General features: G+C 68.1%; 26 protein-coding genes. 14 read left to right on the top strand and 12 right to left on the bottom strand.

The genetic code is table 11. The features are described 5' to 3' along the window. Both B1964_RS04955 and B1964_RS04960 read right to left on the bottom strand, forming a co-directional pair. The coding region (locus tag B1964_RS04955) for an enoyl-CoA hydratase-related protein (RefSeq protein ID WP_172398752.1) at window positions 1-340 on the bottom strand (340 nt) is incomplete at its 3' end. 156 nt (window positions 341-496) lie between these two features. Continuing rightward, window positions 497-1,381, bottom strand: a complete 885-nt coding sequence (locus B1964_RS04960; protein ID WP_020170227.1) for an alpha/beta hydrolase — start codon at window positions 1,379-1,381, stop codon at window positions 497-499. A 46-nt stretch (window positions 1,382-1,427) separates the two neighbouring features. Between B1964_RS04960 and B1964_RS04965 the strand changes: the two genes are divergently transcribed. Further along, entirely contained in the window at window positions 1,428-2,003 is a 576-nt protein-coding gene (locus B1964_RS04965; protein WP_253193889.1) for a TetR/AcrR family transcriptional regulator, read from the top strand. A gap of 29 nt (window positions 2,004-2,032) precedes the next feature. On the opposite strand, the gene B1964_RS04970 is transcribed toward B1964_RS04965, so the two are convergent. Continuing rightward, a complete protein-coding gene (locus tag B1964_RS04970; RefSeq protein WP_006368207.1) occupies window positions 2,033-2,281 on the bottom strand; it encodes a DUF2530 domain-containing protein in 249 nt (82 codons plus the stop codon). A 23-nt stretch (window positions 2,282-2,304) separates the two neighbouring features. Here B1964_RS04970 and B1964_RS04975 point away from each other — a divergent pair, with 23 nt between their 5' ends. Together B1964_RS04975 and B1964_RS04980 are read left to right on the top strand one after the other, a co-directional pair. Beyond that, window positions 2,305-3,852 (top strand): NCS2 family permease, encoded by a 1,548-nt coding sequence (locus B1964_RS04975; protein WP_079929072.1) that lies wholly within the window; start codon window positions 2,305-2,307, stop codon window positions 3,850-3,852. Window positions 3,853-4,117: 265 nt separating this feature from the next. Continuing rightward, on the top strand, window positions 4,118-4,558 hold the full coding sequence (locus B1964_RS04980; protein WP_006368209.1) for a MarR family transcriptional regulator: 441 nt from the start codon (window positions 4,118-4,120) through the stop codon (window positions 4,556-4,558). A gap of 51 nt (window positions 4,559-4,609) precedes the next feature. On the opposite strand, the gene B1964_RS04985 is transcribed toward B1964_RS04980, so the two are convergent. After that, window positions 4,610-5,851 carry a GNAT family N-acetyltransferase gene (locus tag B1964_RS04985; RefSeq protein ID WP_006368210.1) on the bottom strand — a complete coding sequence of 414 codons (1,242 nt, stop codon included), beginning with the start codon at window positions 5,849-5,851 and terminating at the stop codon, window positions 4,610-4,612. A gap of 182 nt (window positions 5,852-6,033) precedes the next feature. On the opposite strand from B1964_RS04985, the gene B1964_RS04990 reads away from it, so the two are divergent. Then, the gene (locus tag B1964_RS04990) at window positions 6,034-6,885 is read left to right on the top strand and encodes an RNA methyltransferase (protein ID WP_079929082.1); all 852 of its coding nucleotides are present in this window, start codon (window positions 6,034-6,036) and stop codon (window positions 6,883-6,885) included. After that, entirely contained in the window at window positions 6,882-7,268 is a 387-nt protein-coding gene (locus B1964_RS04995) for a DUF2537 domain-containing protein (RefSeq protein ID WP_079929073.1), read from the top strand. The genes B1964_RS04990 and B1964_RS04995 overlap by 4 nt, the downstream gene beginning before the upstream one ends. 32 nt (window positions 7,269-7,300) lie before the next feature. Here B1964_RS04995 and B1964_RS05000 read toward each other — a convergent pair whose 3' ends face one another. The 4 genes from B1964_RS05000 to serC form a co-directional block, all read right to left on the bottom strand. Next, window positions 7,301-8,086, bottom strand: coding sequence for a hypothetical protein (locus B1964_RS05000; RefSeq protein WP_006368214.1), 786 nt, complete (start codon window positions 8,084-8,086; stop codon window positions 7,301-7,303). Between the two features lie 8 nt (window positions 8,087-8,094). Continuing rightward, window positions 8,095-9,150 (bottom strand): septation protein SepH, encoded by a 1,056-nt coding sequence (gene sepH, locus B1964_RS05005; protein WP_014361256.1) that lies wholly within the window; start codon window positions 9,148-9,150, stop codon window positions 8,095-8,097. A gap of 199 nt (window positions 9,151-9,349) precedes the next feature. Beyond that, complete coding sequence (locus B1964_RS05010; protein ID WP_079929074.1) at window positions 9,350-10,117, bottom strand: class I SAM-dependent methyltransferase; 768 nt, start codon at window positions 10,115-10,117, stop codon at window positions 9,350-9,352. A 23-nt stretch (window positions 10,118-10,140) separates the two neighbouring features. Then, window positions 10,141-11,283, bottom strand: coding sequence for a phosphoserine transaminase (serC, locus tag B1964_RS05015; RefSeq protein WP_006368219.1), 1,143 nt, complete (start codon window positions 11,281-11,283; stop codon window positions 10,141-10,143). 114 nt (window positions 11,284-11,397) lie between these two features. Between serC and B1964_RS05020 the strand changes: the two genes are divergently transcribed. From B1964_RS05020 to B1964_RS05030, 3 genes are read left to right on the top strand one after another with little or no spacing between them, the layout of a single operon-like run. After that, a complete protein-coding gene (locus B1964_RS05020; protein WP_006368220.1) occupies window positions 11,398-12,084 on the top strand; it encodes a TetR family transcriptional regulator in 687 nt (228 codons plus the stop codon). Further along, window positions 12,081-13,019: an ABC transporter ATP-binding protein gene (locus B1964_RS05025; protein WP_079929075.1), complete on the top strand. Its 939-nt coding sequence runs from the start codon at window positions 12,081-12,083 to the stop codon at window positions 13,017-13,019. Before B1964_RS05020 ends, B1964_RS05025 begins: the two co-directional genes overlap by 4 nt. Beyond that, window positions 13,016-14,602 carry an ABC transporter permease gene (locus tag B1964_RS05030; RefSeq protein WP_079929076.1) on the top strand — a complete coding sequence of 529 codons (1,587 nt, stop codon included), beginning with the start codon at window positions 13,016-13,018 and terminating at the stop codon, window positions 14,600-14,602. Before B1964_RS05025 ends, B1964_RS05030 begins: the two co-directional genes overlap by 4 nt. A 20-nt stretch (window positions 14,603-14,622) precedes the next feature. On the opposite strand, the gene B1964_RS05035 is transcribed toward B1964_RS05030, so the two are convergent. Beyond that, window positions 14,623-14,868, bottom strand: a complete 246-nt coding sequence (locus B1964_RS05035) for a hypothetical protein (protein WP_006368223.1) — start codon at window positions 14,866-14,868, stop codon at window positions 14,623-14,625. A gap of 373 nt (window positions 14,869-15,241) precedes the next feature. Between B1964_RS05035 and B1964_RS30915 the strand changes: the two genes are divergently transcribed. Both B1964_RS30915 and B1964_RS05045 read left to right on the top strand, forming a co-directional pair. Next, window positions 15,242-17,179 (top strand): hypothetical protein, encoded by a 1,938-nt coding sequence (locus B1964_RS30915; protein WP_253193890.1) that lies wholly within the window; start codon window positions 15,242-15,244, stop codon window positions 17,177-17,179. Between the two features lie 83 nt (window positions 17,180-17,262). Next, a complete protein-coding gene (locus tag B1964_RS05045) occupies window positions 17,263-17,769 on the top strand; it encodes a helix-turn-helix transcriptional regulator (RefSeq protein ID WP_172398753.1) in 507 nt (168 codons plus the stop codon). Between the two features lie 87 nt (window positions 17,770-17,856). On the opposite strand, the gene B1964_RS05050 is transcribed toward B1964_RS05045, so the two are convergent. From B1964_RS05050 to B1964_RS05060, 3 genes are all read right to left on the bottom strand, one after another. Continuing rightward, the gene (locus B1964_RS05050) at window positions 17,857-18,375 is read right to left on the bottom strand and encodes a hypothetical protein (protein WP_253193891.1); all 519 of its coding nucleotides are present in this window, start codon (window positions 18,373-18,375) and stop codon (window positions 17,857-17,859) included. A 33-nt stretch (window positions 18,376-18,408) separates the two neighbouring features. Next, the gene (locus tag B1964_RS05055) at window positions 18,409-19,632 is read right to left on the bottom strand and encodes a pentapeptide repeat-containing protein (protein WP_172398754.1); all 1,224 of its coding nucleotides are present in this window, start codon (window positions 19,630-19,632) and stop codon (window positions 18,409-18,411) included. 385 nt (window positions 19,633-20,017) lie between these two features. After that, window positions 20,018-21,145: a citrate synthase 2 gene (locus tag B1964_RS05060; protein WP_079929083.1), complete on the bottom strand. Its 1,128-nt coding sequence runs from the start codon at window positions 21,143-21,145 to the stop codon at window positions 20,018-20,020. A 214-nt stretch (window positions 21,146-21,359) separates the two neighbouring features. Between B1964_RS05060 and pdxH the strand changes: the two genes are divergently transcribed. From pdxH to B1964_RS05080, 4 genes are read left to right on the top strand one after another with little or no spacing between them, the layout of a single operon-like run. Continuing rightward, the gene (pdxH, locus tag B1964_RS05065) at window positions 21,360-22,055 is read left to right on the top strand and encodes a pyridoxamine 5'-phosphate oxidase (RefSeq protein WP_172398756.1); all 696 of its coding nucleotides are present in this window, start codon (window positions 21,360-21,362) and stop codon (window positions 22,053-22,055) included. Continuing rightward, window positions 22,052-22,681, top strand: a complete 630-nt coding sequence (locus tag B1964_RS05070; protein WP_020170242.1) for a PadR family transcriptional regulator — start codon at window positions 22,052-22,054, stop codon at window positions 22,679-22,681. The genes pdxH and B1964_RS05070 overlap by 4 nt, the downstream gene beginning before the upstream one ends. A gap of 9 nt (window positions 22,682-22,690) precedes the next feature. Further along, window positions 22,691-23,959 carry an MFS transporter gene (locus B1964_RS05075; protein WP_079929080.1) on the top strand — a complete coding sequence of 423 codons (1,269 nt, stop codon included), beginning with the start codon at window positions 22,691-22,693 and terminating at the stop codon, window positions 23,957-23,959. A gap of 46 nt (window positions 23,960-24,005) precedes the next feature. Next, window positions 24,006-25,091, top strand: coding sequence for a 2-oxoglutarate and iron-dependent oxygenase domain-containing protein (locus B1964_RS05080; RefSeq protein WP_079929081.1), 1,086 nt, complete (start codon window positions 24,006-24,008; stop codon window positions 25,089-25,091). The last annotated feature ends 280 nt before the right edge of the window (window positions 25,092-25,371 follow it).

Raw genomic sequence — 25,371 nt, forward strand, 5'->3', positions numbered from 1 at the left:
CCCCCCCGCCGATGGCGAGGCCGTTGACGGCGGCGATGACCGGCTTGGGGATGTCACGAATCGTCTTGTGCAGGTTGCCGATCTCGAACATCCCGCTCTCCGACGGACCGTAGTCGCCGGTCTCGGCGCGCTGCTTGACGTCACCACCGGTGCAGAACGCCTTGTCGCCCGCACCGGTGAGGATGACGGCCTGCACGGAGGAATCCGCCCAGGCGCGGCGGAAGGCGTTGATCATTTCCTCCACGGTCTTGGCGCGAAATGCGTTGTAGCGCTTCGGCCGGTTCATCGTGATGATTGCGGCCGGTCCCTCGACGGTGTACTCGATGTCCTCGTAGTTCATGGCGGATGCTCCTCGTCGAATCGTCGGTGGTGATCGGGTGATCACCGCTTCATGATGAATGAACGTACATTCACTGTTCGGAGCGTGTCAAGGGTCACATCGAAAAGAGATCGGTGGAGAGGAATCGATCACGCTGGATCGATCACGGGATGACGGTCAGTTCCCGGTGAGAAAGGAGCCGATCTCGTGACCCACGGTGACCGGGGCGTCGAGGGTCAGCAGGACCGCGGCATCGGCGATCTCGGCGTAGCGTGCACCGGGAATCAGTTCGGCGAGGCGGCGCCCGTGTGCCGGCGGCATGACGCGGTTGTCGGGGGACCAGAGCACGAGCGCGTGGCCGGTGAATCGCGCGAGCGCCTCGGTGTCGGCGATGAGTTCTCGCCGGTCGAAATGCGTTGCGGCATAAGAAGCCAGATCGGTTGCGATGCCGGGAGTCGTGAGCACCGGCTCGGTCCAGCGCCGCGCCAGCTCGTCGGAGATCGGCCGGCGCGTCATCTGGCCGAACACCATCGGGAGCCTGCGCAGGCGGCTGTTGCGGAGCTGGCGGGCGGCGAGGGTGAGGCCGCCGGGGAGTCGGGCCGCGATCGTCGCCATCTTGCCGGGCAGTCCCGGTGGGAAGTTCTCGAACGCCTCGCAGGGAAGAATCACCATCGCGCCGACGCGCTCGTCGCGCCCGGCGGCGGTGAGGAACAGTCCTCCGCCCCAGTCGGTGTGGACGAGGGTGACCTCGCGCAGGTCGAGGGCGTCGAGGAAGTCGGCGAGCAGGGCGACCATGCCCGGCATCGTCAGATCGGCGTCGCGGTTCATCGCGACGCGATGGGCGCCGAGTGGCAACACCGGCCGGATATAGCGAAAACCGTTGGGCAGGTGTGCCATCACCGGGTCCCACAGTGCCTCATCCATGAACAGTCCGTGCAGCAGGACGACGGGTGCGCCCGATCCCTCGTCGAGGTACTCGATGGTTCCGGCGGGGATCTCCACCCGACGCACGGACGGGGCGGTGGTGTTCACGGCATCTCCTCGACGATCGGTGTGGAGCAATTGCTCTAGAGTATTCACTCTAGAGCAATTGTTCTACGATGTGAAGATGCGGAATGACGAGCGGATCACCGTGGCGATGGGGGAGTCGCTTCGGCGCAACGGCTACGCGGGTTCGGCGATCAAGAAGGTCCTCGAATCGTCGGGAGCCCCGAACGGCTCGCTGTATCACCACTTTCCCGGCGGCAAACGTGACGTCGCGGCGTCGGCGCTGCGCCAGATGGGTGCTGCCTATCTGCAACTGGTCGGCGGATTGCTGGCGGTCGACGGCGCACTGCCCGACATCATCATGTCCGCCTTCGACGAGGCCGCCGATGACATCGAGCGGTCCGGGTGGATCAACATGTGCCCGGTCGGCACCGTGGCCGGTGAGGTCGCCGACGCCGAGCCGGCTCTCCGCGAGGTCGCGGCCGAGGTGTTCATATCGTGGATCGAGGCCGGCACCGCGCTGTTCGCGACCCGCGGAATGTCCGACGCCGATGCGCGCACCTTGGCGCTCGCGGTCATCGGCGCGCTGGAAGGTGCCTTCGTCCTCGCCCGGACCTTGCGATCGGGGGACCCGATTCGCGCGGCGGGACGATCGGCGGCAGCGTTGGCCTCGGGGCTGATCCGGGTGCCCGACTGACCGAGCTCGCGAGTCCGTCGAGTCGGTCTTCAGTCGAGTCCGCGCTGTGCGGTCTTCTCGCCGCGTCGCGATGCCCTGCGCTGGATCAGGAAGACCAGCGTCCCCAGCACGCCCACGCCGAGGCCGGTGAGGCAGACCGCGAGCGTTCGCCCCCCACCCCATCCGGACACGCCGACGACGATCGTGGCGATCAGCCACGCCAGCATCCCGACGATGATCACCGGCTCGGGCGCGCGCAGGGCACGGGGCAGTTCGGGCACGGTTGCTGCGTCGGACATGGGCTTCAGGGTAGCTTTCCGGTGTGTCCACCGATTCCTCGAGTCAGCCCCCGAAACCGACTCCCGCCCAGTCGACGGAATCCAGCGCCCGGTCGACGGAATCGGGCGCCCAATCGACGCAGGAGAGCGCCCGGTCGACGGGCGCGCTCGACCGTTTCTTCAAGATCTCCGAGCGCGGGTCGACGCTGGGTCGGGAGTTCCGCGGCGGCCTGGTCACCTTCTTCACGATGGCCTACATCGTCGTGCTCAATCCCATCATCATCGGCGGCATCCCCGGCGAGCCGCACAACGCCGACGTCCTCGGGCACGTGTTGCCGATCGCCCAGGTCGCCGCCGTCACCGCGCTCGTCGCCGGCGTCATGTCGATCATCTTCGGTCTCGTCGCCAACTATCCGTTCGCGATCGCCACCGGCCTCGGGATCAACAGCCTGCTCGCGGTGACCATCGCGCCGCAGATGACGTGGCCCGAGGCGATGGGTCTGGTCGTCCTCGACGGCATCATCATCGTGTTGCTCGCGGTCACCGGGTTCCGTACCGCGGTGTTCAATGCCGTTCCGGCCGAACTGAAAGCGGCCATCGCCGCGGGTATCGGCGCGTTCATCGCGTTCGTCGGATTCGTCGATGCCGGCTTCGTCCGGCGCATCCCCGACGCCGCCGGGACGACGGTGCCGGTGCAACTGGGCAGCGGCAACTCGATCACCACCATCCCCACGCTCGTATTCGTACTCGGCGTACTGCTGATGGGCGTGCTGGTGGTCCGACGGGTCCCCGGCGGACTCCTCATAGGTATCGCGGTGACCGCGGTCGCCTCGCTCATCCTGGAGTCGGTGCTGCACCTCGGATCGGGTGCCACCAAGCCCGGCGGGTGGGGATTGTCGGTGCCCGAGATCCCGCACTCACTCGGCGGACTGCCGAATCTGAGCCTCGTCGGTGACGTCGACCTGTTCGGTGCCTTCACCCGCGTCGGTGTGCTCGCCGCATGTGTGCTCGTGTTCGCTCTGGTGCTGTCGAACTTCTTCGACGCGATGGGCACGATGACCGGCCTCGGCAAGGAGGCCGGGCTGACCGACGCCAAGGGCAATCTGCCCGGCATCGGACGGGCACTGGTGGTGGAGGGCACCGGTGCGATCGCCGGTGGTGTCGCGTCGTCGTCGTCGAACACCGTCTTCGTCGAATCGGCGTCGGGTATCGCCGAAGGTGCGCGGACCGGTCTGGCCAACATCGTCACCGGCGTGCTGTTCCTCGCGGCGATGTTCTTCACCCCGGTCTACGAGGTCATCCCGAGTGAGGCCGTCGCGCCGGCACTGGTGATCGTCGGCGGACTGATGATCGCGCAGGTGCGCAGCATCGACTTCACGAACTTCGCGATCGCGCTGCCGACCTTCCTGACGATCGTCACCATGCCGTTCACCTACTCGATCGCCAACGGCATCGGTGTCGGCTTCATCAGCTGGGTGGTGATGGCGACCGCGGCGGGCAAGGCGCGCACGGTGCATCCGTTGATGTGGCTGGTGGCCATCGTCTTCGTCGCCTACTTCGCGCGGCAGCCGATCTCCGATCTCCTCGGCTGAGGACCGCACTCGTGCGCGCTGCCTCGTCTCCGATCGGCTCGTACGACCCACGAAGAGTGGGGGAAGAGTGTTCTTCCCCCACTCTTTCGTTCTTCCCCGCGAAATTTGTTGCGGAGGAAGGGATTGCTCGGGGAAGAAGCGGGGGGGAGCACCACGCAGCCGTCGCGACGGGACTCGTGCACGCGTGAGGACATCTGTGGTCCGGAGGAGCGACATTCTCGCCGCGATGCTGCGGAATTCCTGAGAAGAACATAATATTTGCGCCGTGGAGCTTGTTGTTGAGGGTGACGAACGGCTGGCCGGGTCGCTTTCGCTCGCGATCGTACGTATGGCCCGGCGGCTGCGACTGCGTCGCGACAACGAACTCGTGTCGTTGACGCAGCTCTCGGCGCTGAACACCCTCTATCACGAGGGGTCGATGTCCCCGGGTGCGCTCGCCGCGGCCGAACGCGTCAAACCGCCGTCGATGACGCGGGTCATCGCCTCGCTCGCCGACCTCGGCATGATCAAGCGTGAGGCGCACCCCACCGACGGTCGGCAGGCCATCGTGACCTTGGCGCCGGCCGGGGAGCGGGTCATCGCGAACGAGGTGGCCGCCCGCAAGGCGTGGCTCAACGACCGGCTCGAGGAGCTCTCCGACGAGGAACGCGCGACGCTGAGTGCGGCCGTGCCGATCCTCGAGCGGATCATCTCCGACGACAGCTGACCTCCGACCCGTCGGGCCGAGAGGAGGGTCGGGTCGGCGCGGGAGGTCGGGTCAGAAGAAGGTGCCGGCGAACGGTGCCCGGGTCGTCGCGAACGCCCGGTCCAGCGCGTCGAGCGTGGCCGGCGAATCGGTCCACAGTCGTCCCGCCGCGGCGAACTCGTGCGCGGAGATCCCGCCGAGGTAGAGGCTGGAGAGCACCGAGGTGTCCAGTCGCACGGTCGGTTGGGCCTCGCTGTGCACCACGACGGCGGCACCGTTGCGGACGGTGAGGGCAAAGGTTCCGCCGCGCCCGGCGAAGCGATCGCCCACCTCGAGGACCACGTCGAGATCGGCGTCGTATCGGCGCGCGCCGAGCGCGGCGGGCACGTCGAGGATGCGTAACCACATCTTGTCGACCAGGCCGGTCACCTCGACCGAGCGCAGGTTCAGCAGCTTGCGCGGAAGGGGGTCGTCGACCGGGATGGACGCGTGCAGGGTCGGGATGAGGTCGAGCGAGATCAACACCCGCCACAGATCGGTGTGGGCGTCCTCGGTGACCGCCACGACCTCCTCGATCTCGGCGTGTACCTCGCCGTCGGCGACGCCCTTGAACACCCGGTAGCTCGCGTACCCGTCGTCGTGCAGCAGGTAGTGCAACCCGCTCGCGGCCGGCGGGCGTTCGGAGTCGCGGTCGGCCAGGATCGGCGCCCACCACTGCTCGGTGCGGGCGAGGGCGCCCGGTCGGGTCGCGGTCCACCGGTGATGGATGTCGGCGACGGCGGCCGCCACCTCGTCGGGGTGGGCGAAGCGCACCGTCGCGTGGGACGGGTGCTCGGCCCGCATCCGAGCCGATGACCCGATGCGGATCGAATGCGCGAAGCACGCCGGCCCGAAGCCGAAGCGCTCGTAGATGGTGCCCTCCGATGCGGTGAGGATCGCAAAGGTCTGCCCTTCGTCGATCCACTGGCGGGTCAACTCGGTGAGCATCCGCCGCAGGATGCCGCGGCGACGATGAGTCGCGGCCACCGACACCCACGACAGTCCGGCTGCATCGGCGACGGCTCCGCCGGGCAAGGTCATCGACATCCGGTAGAACATCGACACCCCGACCAACGGCACCGACGACACATCGGTATCCCGGACGACGATGACGTCGGAATCGGAGACCTTGGCGCGCAGGTCATCTCGCTCGTCGTCGGGGATCGGGTTGCGCATCGCGAACGCCCGGGCGTCGGCGGCGATGATGTCGTCCCAGTCGTCGTCGGTGGCGCGGTTCAGGCTCAGATGGTCGATCGTGGCATCGGCACTGTTCACGACTCCACGTTGTCATACCGGACTCGTCGCCGGGCCCGTCGGGTTCGGATCGGCGAGTGTCCACGGTTGCCGCTTTGGCAGACTGACTGGTTGTGTCCGACGCGCCTTCCCCTCCCGTGCCCCCCAGCCCTGTCCACTCGAGTCCGGTCCACTCGGGTCCCGTGCCGGCCGGGAGACTGCCGGTGCGGGTGATCGACATCGACGATCCCGCCGACGAGCGGGTCGACGACTTCCGCGATCTCAATTCGGTCGACCGGCGTCCGGATCTACCCGCCCTGCCCGGCGGCCGGCGTGGCCGGGGTCTGGTCATCGCCGAGGGCGTCCTCGTCGCCCAACGGATGATCGCCTCCCGCTTCACCCCGCACGCCTTCCTCGGGGTTTCGCGGCGACTCGACGAACTTGCCGACGACGTGCGGGTGGTCGGGCCGGAGAACACCGACGCGGCCGTCCCGTTCTATCGGGCCACTGCCGAGGTGATGGCCGAGATCGTCGGGTTCCATCTCAATCGCGGGGTCCTGGGGGTGGCCCGCCGACCACCGGTCCGCCACGTCGATGAGGTGCTCGCCGGCGCGCGGACGGTGGCGATCCTCGAAGGCGTCAACGACCACGAGAACATCGGGTCGATCTTCCGTAATGCCGCGGGGCTCGGGGTCGACGCCGTCTTGTTCGGGTCGGGCTGTGCCGATCCGCTCTATCGGCGCAGTGTGCGGGTGTCGATGGGGCACGCCCTGTTGGTGCCGTCCGCGCAATTCGACGAGTGGCCCGCGGGACTCGACGACGTGCACCGGCATGGTTTCACCACGGTGTCGCTGACCCCGGACCCGCAGGCCGCGGTCCTGGCCGAGTCGGTGGACGCCGAGCGCGTCGCCTTCCTCGTCGGCGCCGAGGGCCCCGGACTGGCCAGGGCCACCATGCGTGCCACCCATGTGCAGGCACGGATCCCGATGAGTCGGGGCACCGACTCGCTCAATGTCGCCACCGCGGCGGCGATCGCCTTCTATGAGCGCGTCCGGTCGGGCACGATGGGGCAATGAGCGATTCGGGCGAGCGCACCGCCGACCGCACCCCCGCGTGGACGATGTACATCCCCGAGCCGCAGCGGGTGATCGCGGGATCGGCCGATGGTGCCGACCTCGAGCCATGGCGCCACCACGCGCCGACGCCGTGGACACTCGGGCTGCTCGTCAGTGCGGTGGCTGTGGCCTTCTGCTCGCTGGTGACCGTCGGGGTCTACAGTCTGGCGGAGTCGCTGGCGCACGGCGTCGGTCTCGTCGCGATCTTCGTGCTGGCCCCGGCGACTGCGTGGACGTTGTGGGACTTCAGGTTTCGCCCGGTGTGGCGGTGGATCGTGTGGGGTGCGCTCACCGGGCTGCTCGCCGGGGTCGGTTCGGGTATCGCTCTGTTCGCCATGTCGTAGCGACAGCGAAAAACGTTGCGGTGACCGAGGTGTCAGGAGCCGCCGAAGCCGAAGTACCGGGCCAGCCGGCCGCGGCCGCGTTTCGGTTCACCGCCGCCCTGTTCGTCGGGCGTCGGCGGTGGTGTCGCCCGCGCACGTGACGCGGCGTGGTAGCGCTCGATGTCCTCGCTCGTCGGTTGGTAGTCCGCCGGATGAATGGCGAACGCGGTCACCGGGATTCGGGCCGGGTCGGAGTCGGTCGGCGCGAGGGGATGGGTGAAGCGGAAACCGAGCCAGGCCCGGTTGGATTCCTCGGCGAGTTGCTGCGGGTGAAAAGGCAGGGCCAGCGGGTCGGGGGCCACCCCGTCGGCGTAGCGCAGCGGATGTTCGCCGCCCCAGAACGGTCCTTCGAATCCGAAGGGCACGCCCTCGTCTTCGAAGTAGTCCACCGGTGTCGCCGAGAACGAGCGCCGTAGCTCCCCGTTCTCCCATCGGGCGAAGGCGCCGGTGCCGGTGGCCGGATCGGTGTAGAGCACCGTGGCTGCGGCACTGCGCTGGATCGACGCGATCGTCCGCGTGAGTGTGCTGGGCCGCTCGGTGGCGAACAGCGAGCACGACAACACGCTCAGCGGCCCGTAGAAACCGGCGTAGACGTGCGAATCCGTCGCACTCATCGCCGACGCGAGGTCGGTGTCGACCATCGGCAGTAGGACGCTGTCGCCGTAGATGGCCGACGCCAGGCGTCCGGCAGCGGTCACGTCGTTGGTGACTCCGTCACGGATCACTCGCGCAGGATCATCGGTATCGATGAACCAGAGTGTGACTGCGCGCGCCGACATCGTCCCCCTCAGCTGTTCGGATTGCTACGGACACCCAGCAGGACGTCCTCCCAGGCAGGTACCGGTGGTTTGCGTGACTTGCGCCGACGCTGCGCGGTGACCGGGGTCGGCGCGGGCGGTGCGTCGTCGGTGGTGTGCGCCGAATCGTCGGCGCTGTCGGTGTCGACGGCGTGGCTGTCGGCGTCCTCGGCCGTCGCGACGTCGTCGGAGGTCTCCGAGGGTTCGGTGCCGACCTCGACGTCGTCGCGGTGGCGCCCGTGCGGTTCGGTGCCGTGCGGGTCTGCGGAGTCGAAATCGAGTGCGTAGGTGCCGTGCTCGTCGAAGGGGGCATGCGCGGGATCGTGTCGGCTGCGTTGGGCACCGATGATCGAGTCGGCGTCGAGGGTGACCTGCTCGCGGCCCGCATCGTCGACGTCGACGACGGGCGCGGGAACCGGAGTGATGACCGGGGTCGCGACAGGTGTCAGGCGTCGGCGCGGCTCGATCAGTTCTGGGTGGGTCAGCTCCTCGGCGAGGTCGTCGAGCGGGTCGGCGGTTCCGCCGTGCGCACCGGGGTGATACCGCCAGTGCGCGCGATGCTCGGTGTGGCCGACCTGCCAGGCGATCTGCACCGCCCAGTAGCCGTCCTCGCCCTTCCAGGCGTCCCAGGCCGCCTCTGACGGATTCTGGCCGAACGCGACGAGCCCCTCGGTGACGACGTCGCCGAGGGTGAGTTCCGAGGGGCCGTCGTGACGCAGGGGATGAGCCAGCGCGGCGAGTTCGGCGGCCCGGCTGCGTTCGAGCAGTACCGGGTGGGCGAATCGTTCGATCTTGTCGGTGCTGACCCCGGCGATGGCGGCGACCTCGGCGACGGTGGCGCCGGCCCGGATGCGGGACTGGATCTCGCGTGGTCGCAGTGAGCTGGTCATCTCGATCTCGATCTGTCCCAGGCGGGACAGATCGCCGCGGGCGGCGGCACGGAGGCGTTCATCGGCGGCAATGGTGAACTTCTCACCCGACTCGACGTCTTGGCAGATGACTCGGGAGCCGCCGGCGTCGACGCCGACCACTCGAAGTTCACGCATCTGCTCCTCCTCCGGTTGACCACGAGTGCGGGCATTGTGGCCAGGTTAGACCACCGAACGTCGCGGATCGGGCCGGACACGCGGGCCGGAGTCGCCCGGCGGTACGGCGGAAACGCGCAGTTCAGCCCGACAGTGGCGGACGTGACCCATGCGTCGGATGGGACGTATGTGCTCCAGGGTAGCGTGTGGGCCCGCTCGGTCAGGCCGTCACCGGTGCTCGGCACACGAGTGCCACGGTGCTGTTGCGCACGCGTACCCCGTCGTTCCCGAGGAACTCGGTGAGACGGGAGCGCAATCGCGCCGCGGTGTCCGCATCGAGGGTGAGCTGGCGCGAGTACGTGAACGCCAGGTTCACGTAATCCTCGGTGCTCAGGTGGGTCTCGACGGCGAATCGATCGATGGTCGGCGTCAGTCCGGCGCTCGTCAGCAGTTCGTGCGCGCGGTCCTCGGCGCGTGATGCCTCCCGGGTGGTCGGCACCGCGTCCGCGCCGCACACCTCCCGGTAGATCTCGCGGATCCGTGCTTCTGAGGGCTCGATGGCCGCCGCGCGGTTCCACAGCAGGGCCAGGCGGCCGTCGGGGTTGAGCAGCGAAGGGATGCGGGCGAGTGCGACCTGTGGGTCGACCCAGTGGAACGAGCGGGCGAAGACCACCAGATCAAAGGTGCGTCCACGCGCATCCCATTCCTCGAAGGTCGCCTCCTCGACGACGATGCCCTTCGCGCGGGCCTTCTCGGCCATCAGTGGGTCGGGTTCGACGGCGAGCACGCTCGCGCCGGCCGCGGCCATCGGCGCCGAGACCATGCCCGTGCCTGCGCCGACGTCGAGCACCGACATGCCCGGGACAGGTAGGAGTCGCTCGATGACCTCGGGCGGGAACGGCGGACGGTAGCGGTCGTAGGCGTCGGCGACCGGACCGAAGGATTCGGCACGCCGGCGATCGAGATGACTGGGCTGGCTGGTGGTCACCTCATCGAGTATGCGCCCGCGGGCTACAGGCGCTCGACGATGTAGTCGATGCTCGCGGTGAGCTTGCTGACATCGTCAGGGTCGATTGCCGGAAACATCCCGATTCGCAACTGGTTTCGGCCCAACTTGCGGTACGGCTCGGTGTCGACGACGCCGTTGGCGCGCAGGGTCTTGGCGACGGCGGCCGCATCGATCTCGTCGTCGAAGTCGATGGTGCCGACGACCTGGCTACGCAGGGTTGGGTCGGTGACGAACGGCGTTGCGAATTCCGACTTCTCGGCCCAGGAGTACAGGCGCGAACTCGAATCGGCGGTACGTGAGACGCACCAGTCCAGGCCGCCGTTGCCGAGCATCCACTGGATCTGGTTGTCCAGCAACAGCAATGTCGACAGCGCCGGGGTGTTGTAGGTCTGGTTCTTGCGACTGTTGTCGACCGCGGTCGGCAGCGACAGGAACTCCGGGCACCAGCGGTCGGTGCCGGCGATCTGTTCGATCCGGGCGAGGGCCGCCGGGCTCATCGCGGCCAGCCAGATGCCGCCGTCGGCGGCGAAGCACTTCTGCGGGGCGAAGTAATAGACGTCGGTCGCGGCGATGTCGACGGGCAGTCCGCCGGCGCCGGAGGTCGCGTCGATGGCGATCAGCGCGTCGTCGGCGCCGTCGGGGCGGGAGACCGGCACCGCGACACCCGTGGAGGTCTCGTTGTGGGCCCAGCCGATCAGATCGACGCCACCGAAGTCGTCGGCCGTCAGCGCGGCCGGGTCGGGGGCGGTACCGGGATCGGTCGAGATCACCGCGGGGGAATCGAGGAACGGCGCCTTCTTGGCGACGGTGGCGAACTTCGACGAGAACTCACCGTAGGTCAGGTGCAGGGAGCGGCGCTTGATCAGGCCGAACGACGCGGCATCCCAGAAGGCGGTGGTGCCGCCGTTGGACAGCACGATCTCGTAGCCGTCGGGGAGGGCGAACAGTTGCGACAGTCCTTCGCGCACCGAGCCCACCACGTTCTTCACCGGGGCCTGACGATGGCTGGTGCCGATCACCGAGGCGCCGATGTCGACGAGGGATTGCAGCTGCTCCGGCCGCACCTTGGACGGTCCACAACCGAAACGCCCGTCGGCGGGCAGCAGGTCGGCGGGAAGGGTGATCGGGGTGGCGGCGTCGCTCATGGGCGCAATTCTAGGGCTGTGGCCCTCGCCACTGCGCCGCGGCCCGTCGTCCTGCGACGACGAGGCAGATGCGCACCCTTGACCGAAGCTGAACGCATGTTTAGCCTATTGAACATGCGTATAGCCGAGCGGGGTTCGGATTCGGTCGCCGGTGACGACCGGAACACCCGTGCGCGCCTGCGCGACACCGCGATCGAGATTTTCGCCCGCTCCGGCTTCGGGGCCTCGGTCCGCGCGATCGCCGAGGCCGCAGGAGTCAGTCCGGGTCTGGTGATCCACCACTTCGGGAGCAAGGACGCGTTACGGCGTGAATGTGATGCCCACGTGCTGCGCCAGACTCGTGAGGCGAACCGGGAGAGTCTCGAGAGATCACCCGGCGCACCGGCTTTCGCGTCGATCCTGGCCCAGATGGACACGCTCGAAGACCAAGGGCCGCGCATGGTCTATCTCATTCGGAGTCTGCAGGCCGGGGGAGACATGGCGCGCGAACTGCTCGAACAGCTCGCTGCCGATGCCGAGGTCACCCTTCGGGCCGGTGTCGCCGACGGGACGATCAGACCCTCCCGGGACGAGCCGGCCCGAGCGCGTTACCTCCTCGCCCAGTCCCTCGGTGCGCTGCTGGTCGACCTCGTGATGAATCCGCCGGAGGACTGGTCGGATGCCGGTGCGATCCTGCGTTCGCACACCGACCGGGTGGTGATCCCGGCGACCGAACTCGCGGTCCACGGCGTCATGGCCGACGACTCACTGCTCGATGTGGTGCTGCGCTATCAGGACGACAAACCAGGAGGACGACGATGACCGACGCACATGAGGGCCGAGTGGGTTCACCCGGCCCGGTGATCGAGGTTGCCGGGCTGACAAAGCATTTCGGCTCGTTCCGTGTCCTCGACGGATTGGACCTGCGGGTGCGCCCCGGTGAGGTCGCGGGTTTCCTCGGACCCAATGGCGCCGGTAAGTCGACCACCATCCGGGTGCTGCTCGGACTCTATCGATATGACGGCGGCACGGTGCGCGTCTTCGGTGCCGACCCTCATGCCGACGCCGTCGCGATCCATTCGCGGCTGGCCTACGTACCCGGGGATGTGAACCTCTGGCCGCAGCTGACCGGCGGTCAATGTATCGATCTGCTGTTGTCGCTGCGGGGCATCCGGGCCGAATCCGCATCCCGCCGAGCCGAACTCATCGATCGTTTCGACCTCGACCCGACAAAGAAGGCCTCCACCTATTCCAAGGGCAACCGGCAGAAGGTGGCCCTGATCGCCGCGCTGGCCACCGACACGGAGTTGCTCATCCTCGACGAGCCCACGTCGGGACTCGATCCGCTGATGACCCATCAGTTCACCGAATGCGTACGGGAGTGTGCGACACAGGGATCGGCGGTGCTGATGTCGAGTCACATCCTCGCCGAGGTCGAACAGCTCTGCGACACCGTGACGATCATCCGTGACGGCCGCACCGTCCAGTCCGGCTCGCTGCGCGACTTGCGGCACCTACGACGCTCCCGGGTGACCGCGACCGTCGCCGGCGACTCCGCCGACCTGGCCTCGGTGACCGGTGTCCACGACTTCGAGCAGCGGGCCGAGGGCGAGGTCACCTTCACCGTCGATGACACCGGATTGGTCGCGGTGACAAGGGAGCTGGCAGAACGGGATGTGCGCACGCTCGCGGTGACCCCACCAAGCCTGGAGGAGTTGTTCCTGCATGCCTACGGTGAACGTCTGGAGGCCCGGTGATCACCGGCTACCGGCTGCTGTTCGGGCTGGCGCTGCGGCGCGAACGGATTCTGGCACCGGTCACGGTGGTCATCTTCGTGCTGGTGAATCTGGCGACCGCGGCCTCGATCGCCTCGGCCTATGGAACGCCGGAGAAGCGACGCTTGCTGGCGGCCGGTCCGGGGGCCAACGCCGCCTTCCGTTTCCTGCTCGGCGATACCGTGCACATCCAGTCCATCGCCTCGGCAACCGTTTGGCGCGCAGGTCTTTTCATGATCGCCGCGCTCGGCGTGTGCACGGTGTTGATGGTGGTGCGCCAGACCCGCCGGGAGGAGGAGCTCGGTCGTGCGGAACTGATCCGGTCCGGGGTGGTCGGGCCGCTCGCGCCGACCGCGGCGGCGGCCAGCGTCGCGTCGCTGTTCGGGATCGCGGTGGCGGCGCCGATGGCGTTGATGCTCTTCGGATTCGGCGCGGACGCCGCGTCGGTCGGCATCGTCTTCGCCCAGTACGCCGGCACCGCGCTCGCCGCGGTCGGCGTCGGATTGCTGACCGCGCAGGTGGCGGCGACCGGGCACATCGGCAATCTCGTCGGCGCCTCGGTCGTCCTCGTTGGCTATCTGTTGCGCGGAATCCCGGACGCCACCGGCGACGTGGGGTGGTTGCGGTGGATCAGCCCGGTCGGCTGGGCGCAGGTGATGGACCCGTTCGGCGCCAACAACGCGTGGCCGCTGCTCGCGGACCTCGCGGTGCTGGCCGGTTGTGGTGCGGCGGCGGGCTGGGTGGCCGGCCATCGCGATCTCGGCGGCGGCCTCATCGCCCCGCGACCCGGCCCCGCGGGCACCGACCGGCTGCCGAACGTGGAGGCGATGGTCGCGCAGACCTCGACGCCGCTGCTTCGGTCATGGCTCGGTGGACTCGGTGTCTACGCACTCGTCATCGGCTTCATGGGACCGTCGGTCGACCAACTGGCACAAGGGAATCAGCTGGTCACCGACGTACTCTCGGCACGTCTGGGCGGCATCGGTCTGAGCACCGTGTTCGCGGTGACGATGACCTCGATCCTCGCCGTCGCGGCCGGCGCGTGGGCGGTCACCCTCGCCGAACGGATGCGCACCGAGGAGGCCTCGGGCCGCGCCGAAGCCGTGCTCGCGACCCCGACGGCGCGAGGTCGGTACTTCCTGGCCTACGCGCTCGTCGCCGGTGGCGGGCTGGTGGCGGCGATGGTCGTCACCGCGGTGTGCATCGTCGTCGGCAACGGCATCGCCGGCGGTGGTTGGGCAACGCCCGCCGCGCATCAGGCGCAGATCGCCGCGGTCCAGCTTCCGGCGATGTTCGTCATCGGCGCACTGGTGGTGGCGCTCTATGCGGTGGCGCCCGTGCTGGTGCACCTGGGGTGGCCGGTGGTGGTCGTCGCCCTGCTTCTCGGTCCGCTGTCGGGGATGTTCAACCTGCCGCAGTGGGTCGACGACCTGTCGCCGTTCACCCACGTCCCGCTCGTCCCGGTGGAGCCGATGCGATGGCTGCCGGTGGTGGTGATGCTGTGCGTCGCCGGCGGACTCGTGCTGGTCGGATGGATCTCGTTCCGACACCGCGACATCGGCTGAGCAGCGTCAGCTCGGCGAAGTCAGCCCGCGAGGCCCTTGGCGGTGCCGACGGCGATGTCCTTGGCCTCGATCGCCTTGTCCTTGACCTCGATGCCCAGACGCGCCACCACGGCGGCCTTGGCCGCGGGATCGAGCTCGTCGATCGTCTCCTCGATCTTCGCGGTGGCCGCGTCCACGAGGGTCTTCTCCCGCCGCAGGAACACCAGTAGCGCCACGATCAGCCCGAGGCCGACGATGATGAGAGCGATCTTCGCGTTCTTCGACACGTCGATGGGTCCTTTCGCTGGAGGTGGCCCGCGGCCGTCGCGGGTCCCGTCCCCAGTCTGCCTCACGTGGTGAGGTGCGACGGAGAGTTGATACGGGAGTATGTTCGCGATGTCCGGTATGCGCGCCGGGCGCACCACGCGATCGAGGCCAGGGGCTCACTGTGCTGGAATGGAACGGCGTCGATCCGGGCCTGTTCACCTCGGTGCTCGATCGCGCCGAGGGCGGCGTGCCGACGGTTCTGGTGGTCGAGGGCGAACCCGGACTCGGCAAGACCAGCCTCCTGGCGGACCTGATCGCGCAAGCACGAAATTTTCGGGTCCTGACGGCCGACGGCGTGCAGAACGATCGCGCACCGTATGCGCTGCTGACCCAATGGGGAGTCGAACCGGGTCGAATGTTCGACGGTGGGCAATCCACGCCCCGGGTGGCTCCCAAGGACTGCGTGACCGCCTCGATGCGTTGGCCGCCGCCGGACCGGTACTGCTGGTCGCCGACGACCTGCAGTGGGCTGACCCGGAGTCGGTCGATGCGCTGCTCTGGCTGTTGCGACGCACCGCCGGGGATCGGCTGCTGGTGGCGGTCGGCACGCGGCCGCCGGCGCCTGGGCAACACCCCGACTGGAAGCGGTGGATCGAGGGTCCCGGCGCAGCGGTGACGATCACGCTGACCGGTCTGACGCGCGGGCAGGTGGCCGAGATGGCACGTCGTCGGTGGCCGAGTATCTCCGACGAACTGGTGGGTCGGCTGCACGAACACACCGGCGGCAACCCGTTGTATCTGAAAACCCTTCTCGCCGAACACGAGCTGACCGATCTCTCGACTGCAGACGTGTTGCCGGCGCCGGCCGCGTTCGCCCGCACGATCGCCGCGCGGACTTCACGACTGTCCGACGCGGCCCTCGCCGTGCTGCGCGCGGCGAGCGTGTTGGGCTGGACGTGGTCGTCGCTGGCTCTGGTTTCGGCGGTCGCCGAGGTCGGCGAGCCGACCGGAGTCGTCGAGGAGTTGCGTGCGGCCGAGCTGGTAGATATTCGACGATTGGATGAACCACTGCAGGTGCGTCCGTCCCACGCGCTGATCCGTGCCGCGGTGTACCAGCAGACCCCGCTGACACAGCTGCGTGAGCTCCACCTGCGTGCGGCACCCCTCGTGACGTCTCGGGCGATGGCACTGCAGCACCGACGCGCGGCGGCCGCCCGGTACGACGACGGTCTCGCCGACGAGCTCGAGGCGTACGCGCATGGGCTGTACGGCCGGCGGTCGTTTCGGCAGGCTGCGCAGTACCTCCGCTGGGCCGCGGCGCTGACGGCCGATCCTGCGGTACACGAACGACGTTGGCTCGAATCGCTGTACAACGTGGTGTTGAATTACGACTTCGCGACCGTGCGCGCCGAACTCGACGCCATCCGGATGGCCGGCGACGCGATCTGGAGGGCCTTGGTCCTGGGTCGTTACGCAATCCAGGAAAGGCGGTACCGCGACGCCGTCGCCGAGCTCGAACCGATCACCGCCGAACCGATCACCTCTGGGCCGATTGCCGCTGGCTCAGGGCAGATCGACCGGGCGCGGCTGCGCTACCGCGCCGAGGTGCTGCTCGCTTGGGCTCGCGCGTGCCTGGGCCATCCGATCGACCTCATCGCCGACGGGATCGACCGCGCCGAGATGGTTCGGCCCGATGACACCGACGACGGGGCGATCCGCGGAATCGAGCTGGTCGTCGCCGGCCAGGTATCGATTCGTCGCTTCGGGATAACTGCCGTGCTCGCACAACTGTCCGGTCTTCCGGCAGCGGTGGCGGTGCCGTTGACGGCGACGGGCGCACTCGCTTTTCGGGGTTCACTGCGGGCGACGATGGGTCTGACGCGTGCGGCCTCCGACGACCTGACCGAGGCCACGCGCCGCATCGAGGACTCGACGGATTTCGGTGCCGGATCGTTTCACGCGCAGCTCGGATTCGTCCAGTGGCTGTCCGGTGATTGGGGTCGGGCTGCGCTGACCTCCCGCAAGGCCCTCGACCTCGCCGGCACCGTGGTACATCAGTTGACCGCGGCCATCGCGCCGCTGGTCGACAGTGGTGCGGGCCGGTTCGCCGAAGCCGATGACCTGATCGAGTCGGCCCGCGAGCTGCTGACCGAATCGCCATGGGAGCCGGCGTGCCTGCAGTTCGTGAACACGCTGCTGGTCCGCGCCCACGCCGGCGGTTCGGCCGCCGAGCAGGCCACGGCGCTCGCCGAATTGCGTGGCCCCCGTTCGAGATCACCGACATCTCCCGTGCCGGTCCGGCCCTGCTACTCACCTACTTACCCGCCCTGATCTGGGCCAAGCGACTCGATGAAGCACATGCCGCTATCGGTCGACTCACCCGCGCCGAACCGGCCGCGGACTGGGCACCGGCAGTGGCCTCGTGGTTCCGCGGGCTGATCCACGAGGCCCGAGGTGAGGGACCGCAAGCGTTGACGGCGCTGACCGCGGCCGTCGCCATGGATCTCGCTCTCCCGCTGTACCGGGCGCATCTGCTGGCAGATCATGCACGGCTGGCCAGGCTGTTGGGGCAGCATCGCGAGGCCGGTGATTCGCTGCGGCAAGCGGAGTCCATCTACGACCGACTCGGCGCAGCGCCGTTCGTGGAACGCATCCGGGTGATCCTCTCCGAGCCCGCACTGCCGGTGCAGGCGCTCGCCGGCGGGGTCGTTCTGACCGACCGTGAGCACGACGTCCTGACGCTGTTGCTCAGCGGGATGAGCTATGCCCAGATCGCACGCGAGCTCTTCATCACGCAGAGCACCGTCGGCTATCACCTCGGCAACATCTACGGCAAGGCAGGCGTGAAATCGCGGCATGAGCTCAGCGACATGGCACGAGAGAATCCCCGGCTCTTCGGGATCACCGTCGCTCGGGCGTGACCGGTGCCGTCCGCCCGCCCGCGTGGGTGCTCAGCTCGCGAGTCTGCCTGACCGCGAACAGGATCAGGCCGATCGGCAGCACCCAGTTCAGGATGAGATCGACCGGTCGGAAACCCGGAACCGGTGTGTCGCGGGATCGAGCAGACCGGCCAGCAGGTGACCTACGCCCATCACCGCGACCACACCGGCCCACATCGCGCTGATCTTGCGGTTGACCGAGCGGAACACCGGTGACGTCCAATACTCGCGGGGCACCGATTCCCGGGCGTACTGCTCGGTGAACGGCACGGTGAACACCGAACCGAGCATGATCGCCGCCAGGACGAGGGTGGCCGATCCGCGTCCGTAATCGGCGATCCAGTTGGTCGCCGGCGACCCGCCCGAGAAGCCGACGACCGCGAACGCGCCGAACGTCGCGACGCCGGTGACGTCGAGTACCTTCACGCCGGTCTCCTGCATGCTCTTGATCAGCAGGACCAGCGACACGGCGGCCGCGAGGAGGGCGGCGACGGCGGCGACGGCGGCGGCGTCGGCGCCTCGGCGATTGATGAGCACACTGAACAGCACCCACGGGATGAGACTCACGAACATCTTCTTGGAATCCATGACGAAACTCCTTCGTACAGTGCGGGTATGGGTTTACGGGCAGCCGGTTCTACTGGCGTTCTTGACCGTTCCGTCCGGCATGAAGGTGTTGCAGAAGGTGGCGCCGGCCATGTTCGCGGTGGTGAGATCAGCGCCGAGGAAGTTGGCTTCGGTGAGGTTGGCCCCGGTGAGGTTGGCCCCGGTGAGGTTGGCCCCGGAGAGGTTGGCCCCGGTCAGGTTCGCTCCGGTGAACGAGCCCTGGCTCAGGTTGGCGCCGGTGAGGTTGGCTCCCCGCAGGTCGGCACCGGTGAACGAGGCGAGTCTGCCGTCGGCTCCGACGAAGGATGCGCCGACCAGGTCGGCACCGACGAGATTGGTGAGAGTCAATCCGGCGTGGTCGAACCTCGCGCCGTTCATGCTGGCGTTGACCGCTGCATTGCCACCGAGCTGGATCTGGCTGAAGTCGGCCTGATCGGCGTGACCGAAGGCGATGCTGCCCAGGTAGAAGCTGCTCCCGGACAGGTCGGCCTTGTCCAGCGTGGCGTAACCGAGGAATCCGCCCTGCAGATTGGCCTTGGTGAGATTCGCTCCGGGGCACTTGGTGAACGCCGCGATCGCGCACCCGTTGACCTTGCTGCCCGCACTCAATTGGGTTCCGTTGATCAGCGCGTTGACCGCGCCGTAGAAGGGGCTGCTCGCCGGCAGCGGGATGGGGTTACCGGTGGCGGCGGGCGGGGTCTGGCCCGGGCAGAGCCCCTTGTGGGGGTTCTTCACGCTGCCGTCCGGCATGAGCGTGTTGCAGTACGTCACGCCGGTGAGGTTGGCGCCGGTGAGATTCGAGCCGGTCAGGTCGCCGTTCGAGAGATTCACGTTCGTCAGGTTGGCGCCGGTCAGATCGTCACCGTTGAAATCGGTGTCGGACAGGTTGGCGCCGCTCAAATCGGCTTTGCTCAGGTTCGAGCCGACCACCGCACCGAAGTTCGCGTCGAGCCCGGCCAGATTCGCTCCGGGTAGGTACGAATTGTCGATGCTGCCGAGATGCAGCTTCGAGTTCTTCAGCGACAGCCCGGGCACGTACATCTCGTTGAGTGACACCCCGGTCAGTGTCGTGTTACTCAGATCCGCATTGGCCATCGATGCGTAGGTGAATCCGGCGAACGCGACCGCAGCTCCGGACAGGTTGGCGCCGGTCAGGTCCGCGTAATGAAACGACGCTCCGCGCAGCACCGCGCCGCTCAGATCGGCGTTCGCACACGAGGTGCTCGGCTTACGACGCAACCGTTCACGTCCTGGCCGTACTTGACGGTTGGCTGCGTTCCCTCGACCAGCAACGTGTAGTACGGATTGTCCGGCGGCACCATGACGGTGCCCCCGGGGACCGCCGGATTCGCCGGCCTGGGTGCGGAACTGCCTACGGCGGCTTGCGACGACCCTGCTTGCGAGGAGTTCTCGGCGGTGGAACACCCCGCCAGTGCGGTCAACGCCGTCGCGACGACCCCCACCGTGAGAAGGCGGAATTTCAGATTCATGACGGGCTCCGATCCAGATGTGACCTGCGAAAAGGTCCTTCATCTCGTTCTAGAGCCCGCCGCCCCCCGACACCCTGGTGACAATTGGCAGTCTTCGTCACCGAGCCGCCGGGCCGGCGTCGCGGATTGGTCGACTAGAGGCCGGGTTTGACCACGTCACCCCACCCTTCGACGTCCTCGGGGCGCCGCGGTGCGGCGCCGGTGTAGAGCGCGGCCGGGCGGACGAGTTTGCCGAGCTGCTTCTGTTCGAGGATGTGTGCGCACCAGCCCGCGGTCCGGCCGCAGGTGAACATGGCGGGCATCATGTGCGTGGGTACCTCGGCGTAGTCGAGGATGACCGCCGCCCAGAACTCGACGTTGGTCTCGATCGCGCGGTCCGGGCGGCGTTCGCGCAGTTCGGTGAGTGCGGCCTGCTCCAACGCCGCGGCCACCTCGTAGCGCGGCACCCCGAGCTGTTGGGCGGTGCGGCGCAGGACGCGGGCTCGCGGGTCCTCGGCGCGATAGACCCGGTGACCGAACCCCATCAGCTTTTCCTTGCGGTCGAGGATGCCCTTGACCAGCGCCCGCGCGTCCCCGGTGCGCTCGACCTCCTCGATCATCGGCAGCACCCGTGCCGGTGCGCCACCGTGCAGCGGCCCCGACATCGCGCCGATCGCCCCGGACAGCGCCGCTGCCACATCGGCTCCGGTACTGGCGATCACCCGGGCGGTGAACGTCGACGCGTTGAGTCCGTGTTCGGCCGCTCCCACCCAGTAGGCGTCGATCGCGGCGATGTGCTTCGGGTCCGGATCGCCCTTCCACCGGGTCATGAATCGTGCTGTGACGGTGTCACATTCGTCGATGATGCGCTGCGGCACGGCAGGTTGGTGAATGCCGCGGGCCGACTGCGCGACGTAGGACAGTGCCATCACCGACGCGCGCGCCAGGTTCGCGCGGGCGGTGGCGTCGTCGATGTCGAGCAGCGGCCGGTAGCCCCAGATGGGGGCGAGCATCGCCAGCGCGGCCTGCACGTCGACGCGGACGTCGCCGGTGTGGATGGGCAGCGGGAAGGGTTCCGCGGGTGGCAGACCGTCGCCGAACCGGCCGTCGACGAGCAGTGCCCACACGTCGGCGAAGGTGACCTTGTTCTCGACGAGATCCTCGATGTCGACACCGCGGTAGCGCAGGTTGCCGCCGTTCTTGTCCGGTTCGGCGATCTCGGTGGTGAAGGCGACGACGCCCTCGAGGCCGGGGACGAAGTCGTCGGGGATCCTGTTCGTCATGTCTGCGACCACCTTCTGTTCCGCACGGCGCTGTGCCGGGGATGCCGGGCTGGGGGCATCCTCTGTGTGCACTGTAGGACAGTCCGCAGAGGCCGTCATACCGGGGAGTAACCGCCCCGCCACGCTGGTCACGGCACTCGCCCGGAGTAGCGTCTGGACAGTGAGCGAATCCATCGACGGCGGGCCCCGACGACCCGGGATCGACCTGCCCAACATGCGTGTCGGGTACGGCGGCGGCATCCCGCCCAACGTCGGCGACGGAGATCGCGCGGCCGGGGCCGACGGGGTGCGCGACAACCTCGATCCGAGTTGGTTGCGCGGCGACCCACCGTGGCTCGACCTGTTCGAGGTGTGGCTGCACGAGGCCCTCGACGCGCGGATACCCGAGCCGAATGCGATGGTCCTCGGCACCGTCGACGCCCATGGGTTGCCGGCCACGCGGACCGTGCTGTGCAAGGGCGCCGACGCCGCCGGAATCGTGTTCTTCACCGGCTACGATTCCGACAAGGGCCGTGACCTGGACGCCAATCCCGTTGCGTCGGTGACCTTCCCGTGGATCGCACTGGAGCGCCAGGTGCACTTCCGGGGCGCGGTGGTCCGAGTGAGTCCCGAAGAGACGCAAGACTATTGGTACAAACGGCCGCGGGGGTCGCAGCTCTCGGCGCTCGCCTCCGAGCAGTCCCGTCCCATCGGTAGCCGGGCGGAGTTGGAGGCGAAGGCGGCCGACGTCGCTGCGCGGTGTGGCGGCATCGACGGAGACACCCCGGTCCCGGTGCCCCCGCAGTGGGGTGGGTATCGCCTGGAGCCGGCGTGCGTCGAATTCTGGCAGGGCCGCGCGAACCGGCTGCACAACCGGATACGTCTGACGATGGTCGACGGGGTCTGGGAAGTCCTGCGGCTGCAGCCGTGAGCCTGCGACACGCACTGCTGGCCCTGCTCAGCGCCGGGCCGGCGACCGGATACGACGCCGCGAAGCGGTTCAGCGGTTCGGTCGGGCACGTGTGGTCGGCGCCGGACTCGCAGATCTATCCCGAACTCAAGCGGATGCAAGGTGACGGACTCGTGGAGAGCAGCGCCGTCCGCTGGGGGCCGCGCAGTACCAAGACCCAGTACACGATCACCGACGCCGGACTCGAGGAACTGATCGACTGGGCGGGCAGAGCGCTGCCGTACTCGCCGCCGCGCGACACCCACCACCTACAGGCCGCCTATCTCGAATGGACCGATGCCGCGGGCGCGCGGCGATTCTTCGAGGATCACATCGCCCATCACACCGAGCAGCGGCAGTTGCTGCTCGCGGTGCACGCGGGAATCGTCGCGCGCACCGATCCGATGATCATGCGCAGGCTCTCGCGTTTTCCCGACTCCGATCACGAGCGGATCGTGGCCTTCAAGGCGCACACCTATGCCGGGATGGTCGCCCGGAGCGAGGCGGAGATCGCCTGGGCACGCGAGGGTCTGGCGATGCTCGACACCCTGGCCGCCGACGGCGGAGTAGGCGGGGGAGCGGCCGGGGGCAATTCTTCGATCCCCTAAGCTGTTTCGGTGCGTCGTCTCCTGGCCGACACCCGGCCGCTGTCCAATCGATATTTCCGGAGACTGTGGTGGGCCAACATCGTCACGGTCATCGGCGCGCAGCTCACCGTGGTGGCGGTGCCTGCGCAGATCTACGAGATCACCGATAGCTCAGCCTATGTCGGACTCACCGGAGTTTTCGGTTTGGCCCCTTTGGTCGTATTCGGCCTCTGGGGCGGGGCGCTTGCCGACGTCATGGATCGCCGGCTCATCCTGGTCGTCACCACTTTCGGACTCATCGGCACCAGTGCGCTGTTCTGGCTGCAGTCGGCGATGGGCTGGAACAACGTCTGGATCATCCTGTCTCTCTTCACCGTTCAGCAGGCCTTCTTCGCGGTCAATCAGCCGACACGGACAGCGGTGCTCCCGCGGTTGCTGCCCGCGTCCGAACTGCCGGCGGCGCTGTCGCTGAACATGACGGTGATGCAGGCCGGCGCGATCGCCGGACCGCTCGTCGGCGGCGCGTTGATCCCGGTGCTGGGGTATTCGGTGCTGTACCTGATCGACACGATCTTCTTGTTCGCCACGCTGTGGGCGGTGATCCTGCTGCCTGCGCTGCGTCCGGAGAGCGAGCACGCGCCGAAGGTCGCGGGATTGCGGTCCGTGATCGACGGCCTGACCTATCTCGCCCGGCACAAGGTGCTGATGGCGTCCTTCCTCGTCGATCTGATCGCGATGATCTTCGGCATGCCACGGGCGCTGTTCCCGCAGATGGCGCACGAGAACTTCGGTGGTCCGTCCGGTGGCGGCCTCGCCTTTGCGCTGCTGTTCGTCGCGATCTCGGCGGGCGCCGTCGTCGGCGGGGTGTTCTCCGGGTGGGTCAGTCGTGTTCAGCGGCAGGGATTCGCGGTGATCATGTGCATCCTCATCTGGGGTGTGGCGATCGCGCTCTCGGGTGTGGCGGTGGGGTTCGCCGGCGGGTCGGCAATGCCGTGGCTGCCGGTCGTCCTGGTGCTGTTGATGATCGGCGGCGCCGCCGACATGGCCTCGGCGGCCTTCCGCCAGTCAATCCTGCTGGCCGCGGCCAACGACGAGGTGCGCGGGCGACTGCAGGGGGTGTTCATCGTCGTGGTTGCCGGTGGTCCGCGCATCGCCGACGTCGCGCACGGTTCGGCGGCAGCGGTCGTCGGCGTCGCGGCGACCACGGCCTTCGGCGGAGCGGCCGTGGTGGTGCTGACCATCGTTGCCGCACTGTTCATTCCGGCTTTCGTCCGCTACCGCGTCGGCCAACACGCCTGACCGCGGCAGCCGCGCTGATCAGCGAATCCTCTCGATCGGTGTCACCATGGTGGCCATGACTGCGACCGTCGACGAGTCCGTGGATTCCTTTCGCGTTCCGATCATCGACATCTCCGCCTACACCGACGGAGGTAGCGCCGCCGACCGCGCGGTGGTCGCGGCGCAGATCGATGACGCGGCGAGTTCGGTCGGATTCATGCAGATCGTCGGCCACCAGATCCCCTCCGCGGTGATCGAGGAGTTCACCGCCGTCATGGACGACTTCTTCGCGTTGCCGCTCGACGAGAAGAAGGCCTACCGGACGCCGCCGGAGATCAACCGTGGATATGCACCTCCGAAATCCGAGTCGCTCTCGCTGAGTCTCGGCGTGGAGTCGGCGGGGCGGATGAACGATTTCTTCGAGGCATTCAACGTGGGCGTCGAGGCGAAGCAGTATCCCGGCCTCGAGCTGCCCGCCGATCACTACGCCGACAACACCTGGCCCGCGGTCAGTCATTTCCAGGCTGCGGTGTCGACCTATTTCGTCGAGGCGCGCCGCGTCGCACACGTGCTGACGCGCATCTTCGCCGATGCTCTCGACCTCCCGCCGGACTTCTTCGACGGCTACACCGACCATTCCCTCGACGTGCTGCGGATGAACAATTACGCATTGCCACCCGGCGAGGTCGAACTCGACGGTGAATTGACCGGCATGGGTGAGCACACCGACTACGGCATCGTTACCGTGCTCTGGGCAGATCAGGTGCGCGGGTTACAGGTGCTCGACCACCACGGGGTGTGGCACGACGTCGCCCCGACCGACGGTGCGCTCCTCATCAACCTCGGTGACCTGATGGCGCGCTGGACCAACGAACGCTGGATGTCGACACTGCACCGCGTCAAGCCGCCCATCGTCGACGGCACCATCGAACGCCGCAGATCTGCCGCCTACTTCCACGACGGCAACATCGACGCCACCATCTCCACACTGCCCTCCTGCGTGGGTGCCGGCAGCCGCTACTCGCCGATCACCGTCGGCGAGCACATCGGTGCCAAACTCGCGGGTTCGCGTGCCGGACAAGCCAATCCGTACGCAAAGCGTGAGGCCGCCCGCGTGCAGCGCGCGATGCAGCGAGGCCTCGGCCAGCAGTAGCGTCCCGGGTAGACATCCTCTGCTCGATGGCCGTAGGCTTCCTTCCCTCCGCTGGTCCCCGCCCGGTGGTCGAGGTGCGAGCCGCGTGCGGCGAGCCTCGAGACCGTTTGCGCCGGTGCTGGTTCGGGGTCACCGGGTGGTGCGGATACCGGTCGGCGAGCGGGGTCTCGAGGCCTCGTCGCTGGCGCTCCTCGGCACCTCGACCATCGGATGGGAAGGCCCGGAGCGTCATTCGAACCCTTCCCCCCGATGGTCGAGGTGCGAGCCGCGTGCGGCGAGC

Source organism: Gordonia sp. i37 (assembly GCF_002043085.1).
GTDB lineage: Bacteria > Actinomycetota > Actinomycetes > Mycobacteriales > Mycobacteriaceae > Gordonia > Gordonia polyisoprenivorans.

Coding starts and splice junctions, on each gene's coding strand:
- B1964_RS04965 (WP_253193889.1), top strand. CDS start 1,428: ATGCGGAATGACGAGCGGATCACCGTGGCGATGGGGGAGTCGCTTCGG.
- B1964_RS04970 (WP_006368207.1), bottom strand. CDS start 2,281: ATGTCCGACGCAGCAACCGTGCCCGAACTGCCCCGTGCCCTGCGCGCG.
- B1964_RS04995 (WP_079929073.1), top strand. CDS start 6,882: ATGAGCGATTCGGGCGAGCGCACCGCCGACCGCACCCCCGCGTGGACG.
- B1964_RS05000 (WP_006368214.1), bottom strand. CDS start 8,086: ATGTCGGCGCGCGCAGTCACACTCTGGTTCATCGATACCGATGATCCT.
- sepH (WP_014361256.1), bottom strand. CDS start 9,150: ATGCGTGAACTTCGAGTGGTCGGCGTCGACGCCGGCGGCTCCCGAGTC.
- serC (WP_006368219.1), bottom strand. CDS start 11,283: ATGAGCGACGCCGCCACCCCGATCACCCTTCCCGCCGACCTGCTGCCC.
- B1964_RS05020 (WP_006368220.1), top strand. CDS start 11,398: ATGCGTATAGCCGAGCGGGGTTCGGATTCGGTCGCCGGTGACGACCGG.
- B1964_RS05025 (WP_079929075.1), top strand. CDS start 12,081: ATGACCGACGCACATGAGGGCCGAGTGGGTTCACCCGGCCCGGTGATC.
- B1964_RS30915 (WP_253193890.1), top strand. CDS start 15,242: ATGGGGAGTCGAACCGGGTCGAATGTTCGACGGTGGGCAATCCACGCC.
- B1964_RS05050 (WP_253193891.1), bottom strand. CDS start 18,375: ATGGATTCCAAGAAGATGTTCGTGAGTCTCATCCCGTGGGTGCTGTTC.
- B1964_RS05060 (WP_079929083.1), bottom strand. CDS start 21,145: ATGACGAACAGGATCCCCGACGACTTCGTCCCCGGCCTCGAGGGCGTC.
- pdxH (WP_172398756.1), top strand. CDS start 21,360: ATGCGTGTCGGGTACGGCGGCGGCATCCCGCCCAACGTCGGCGACGGA.
- B1964_RS05080 (WP_079929081.1), top strand. CDS start 24,006: ATGGTGGCCATGACTGCGACCGTCGACGAGTCCGTGGATTCCTTTCGC.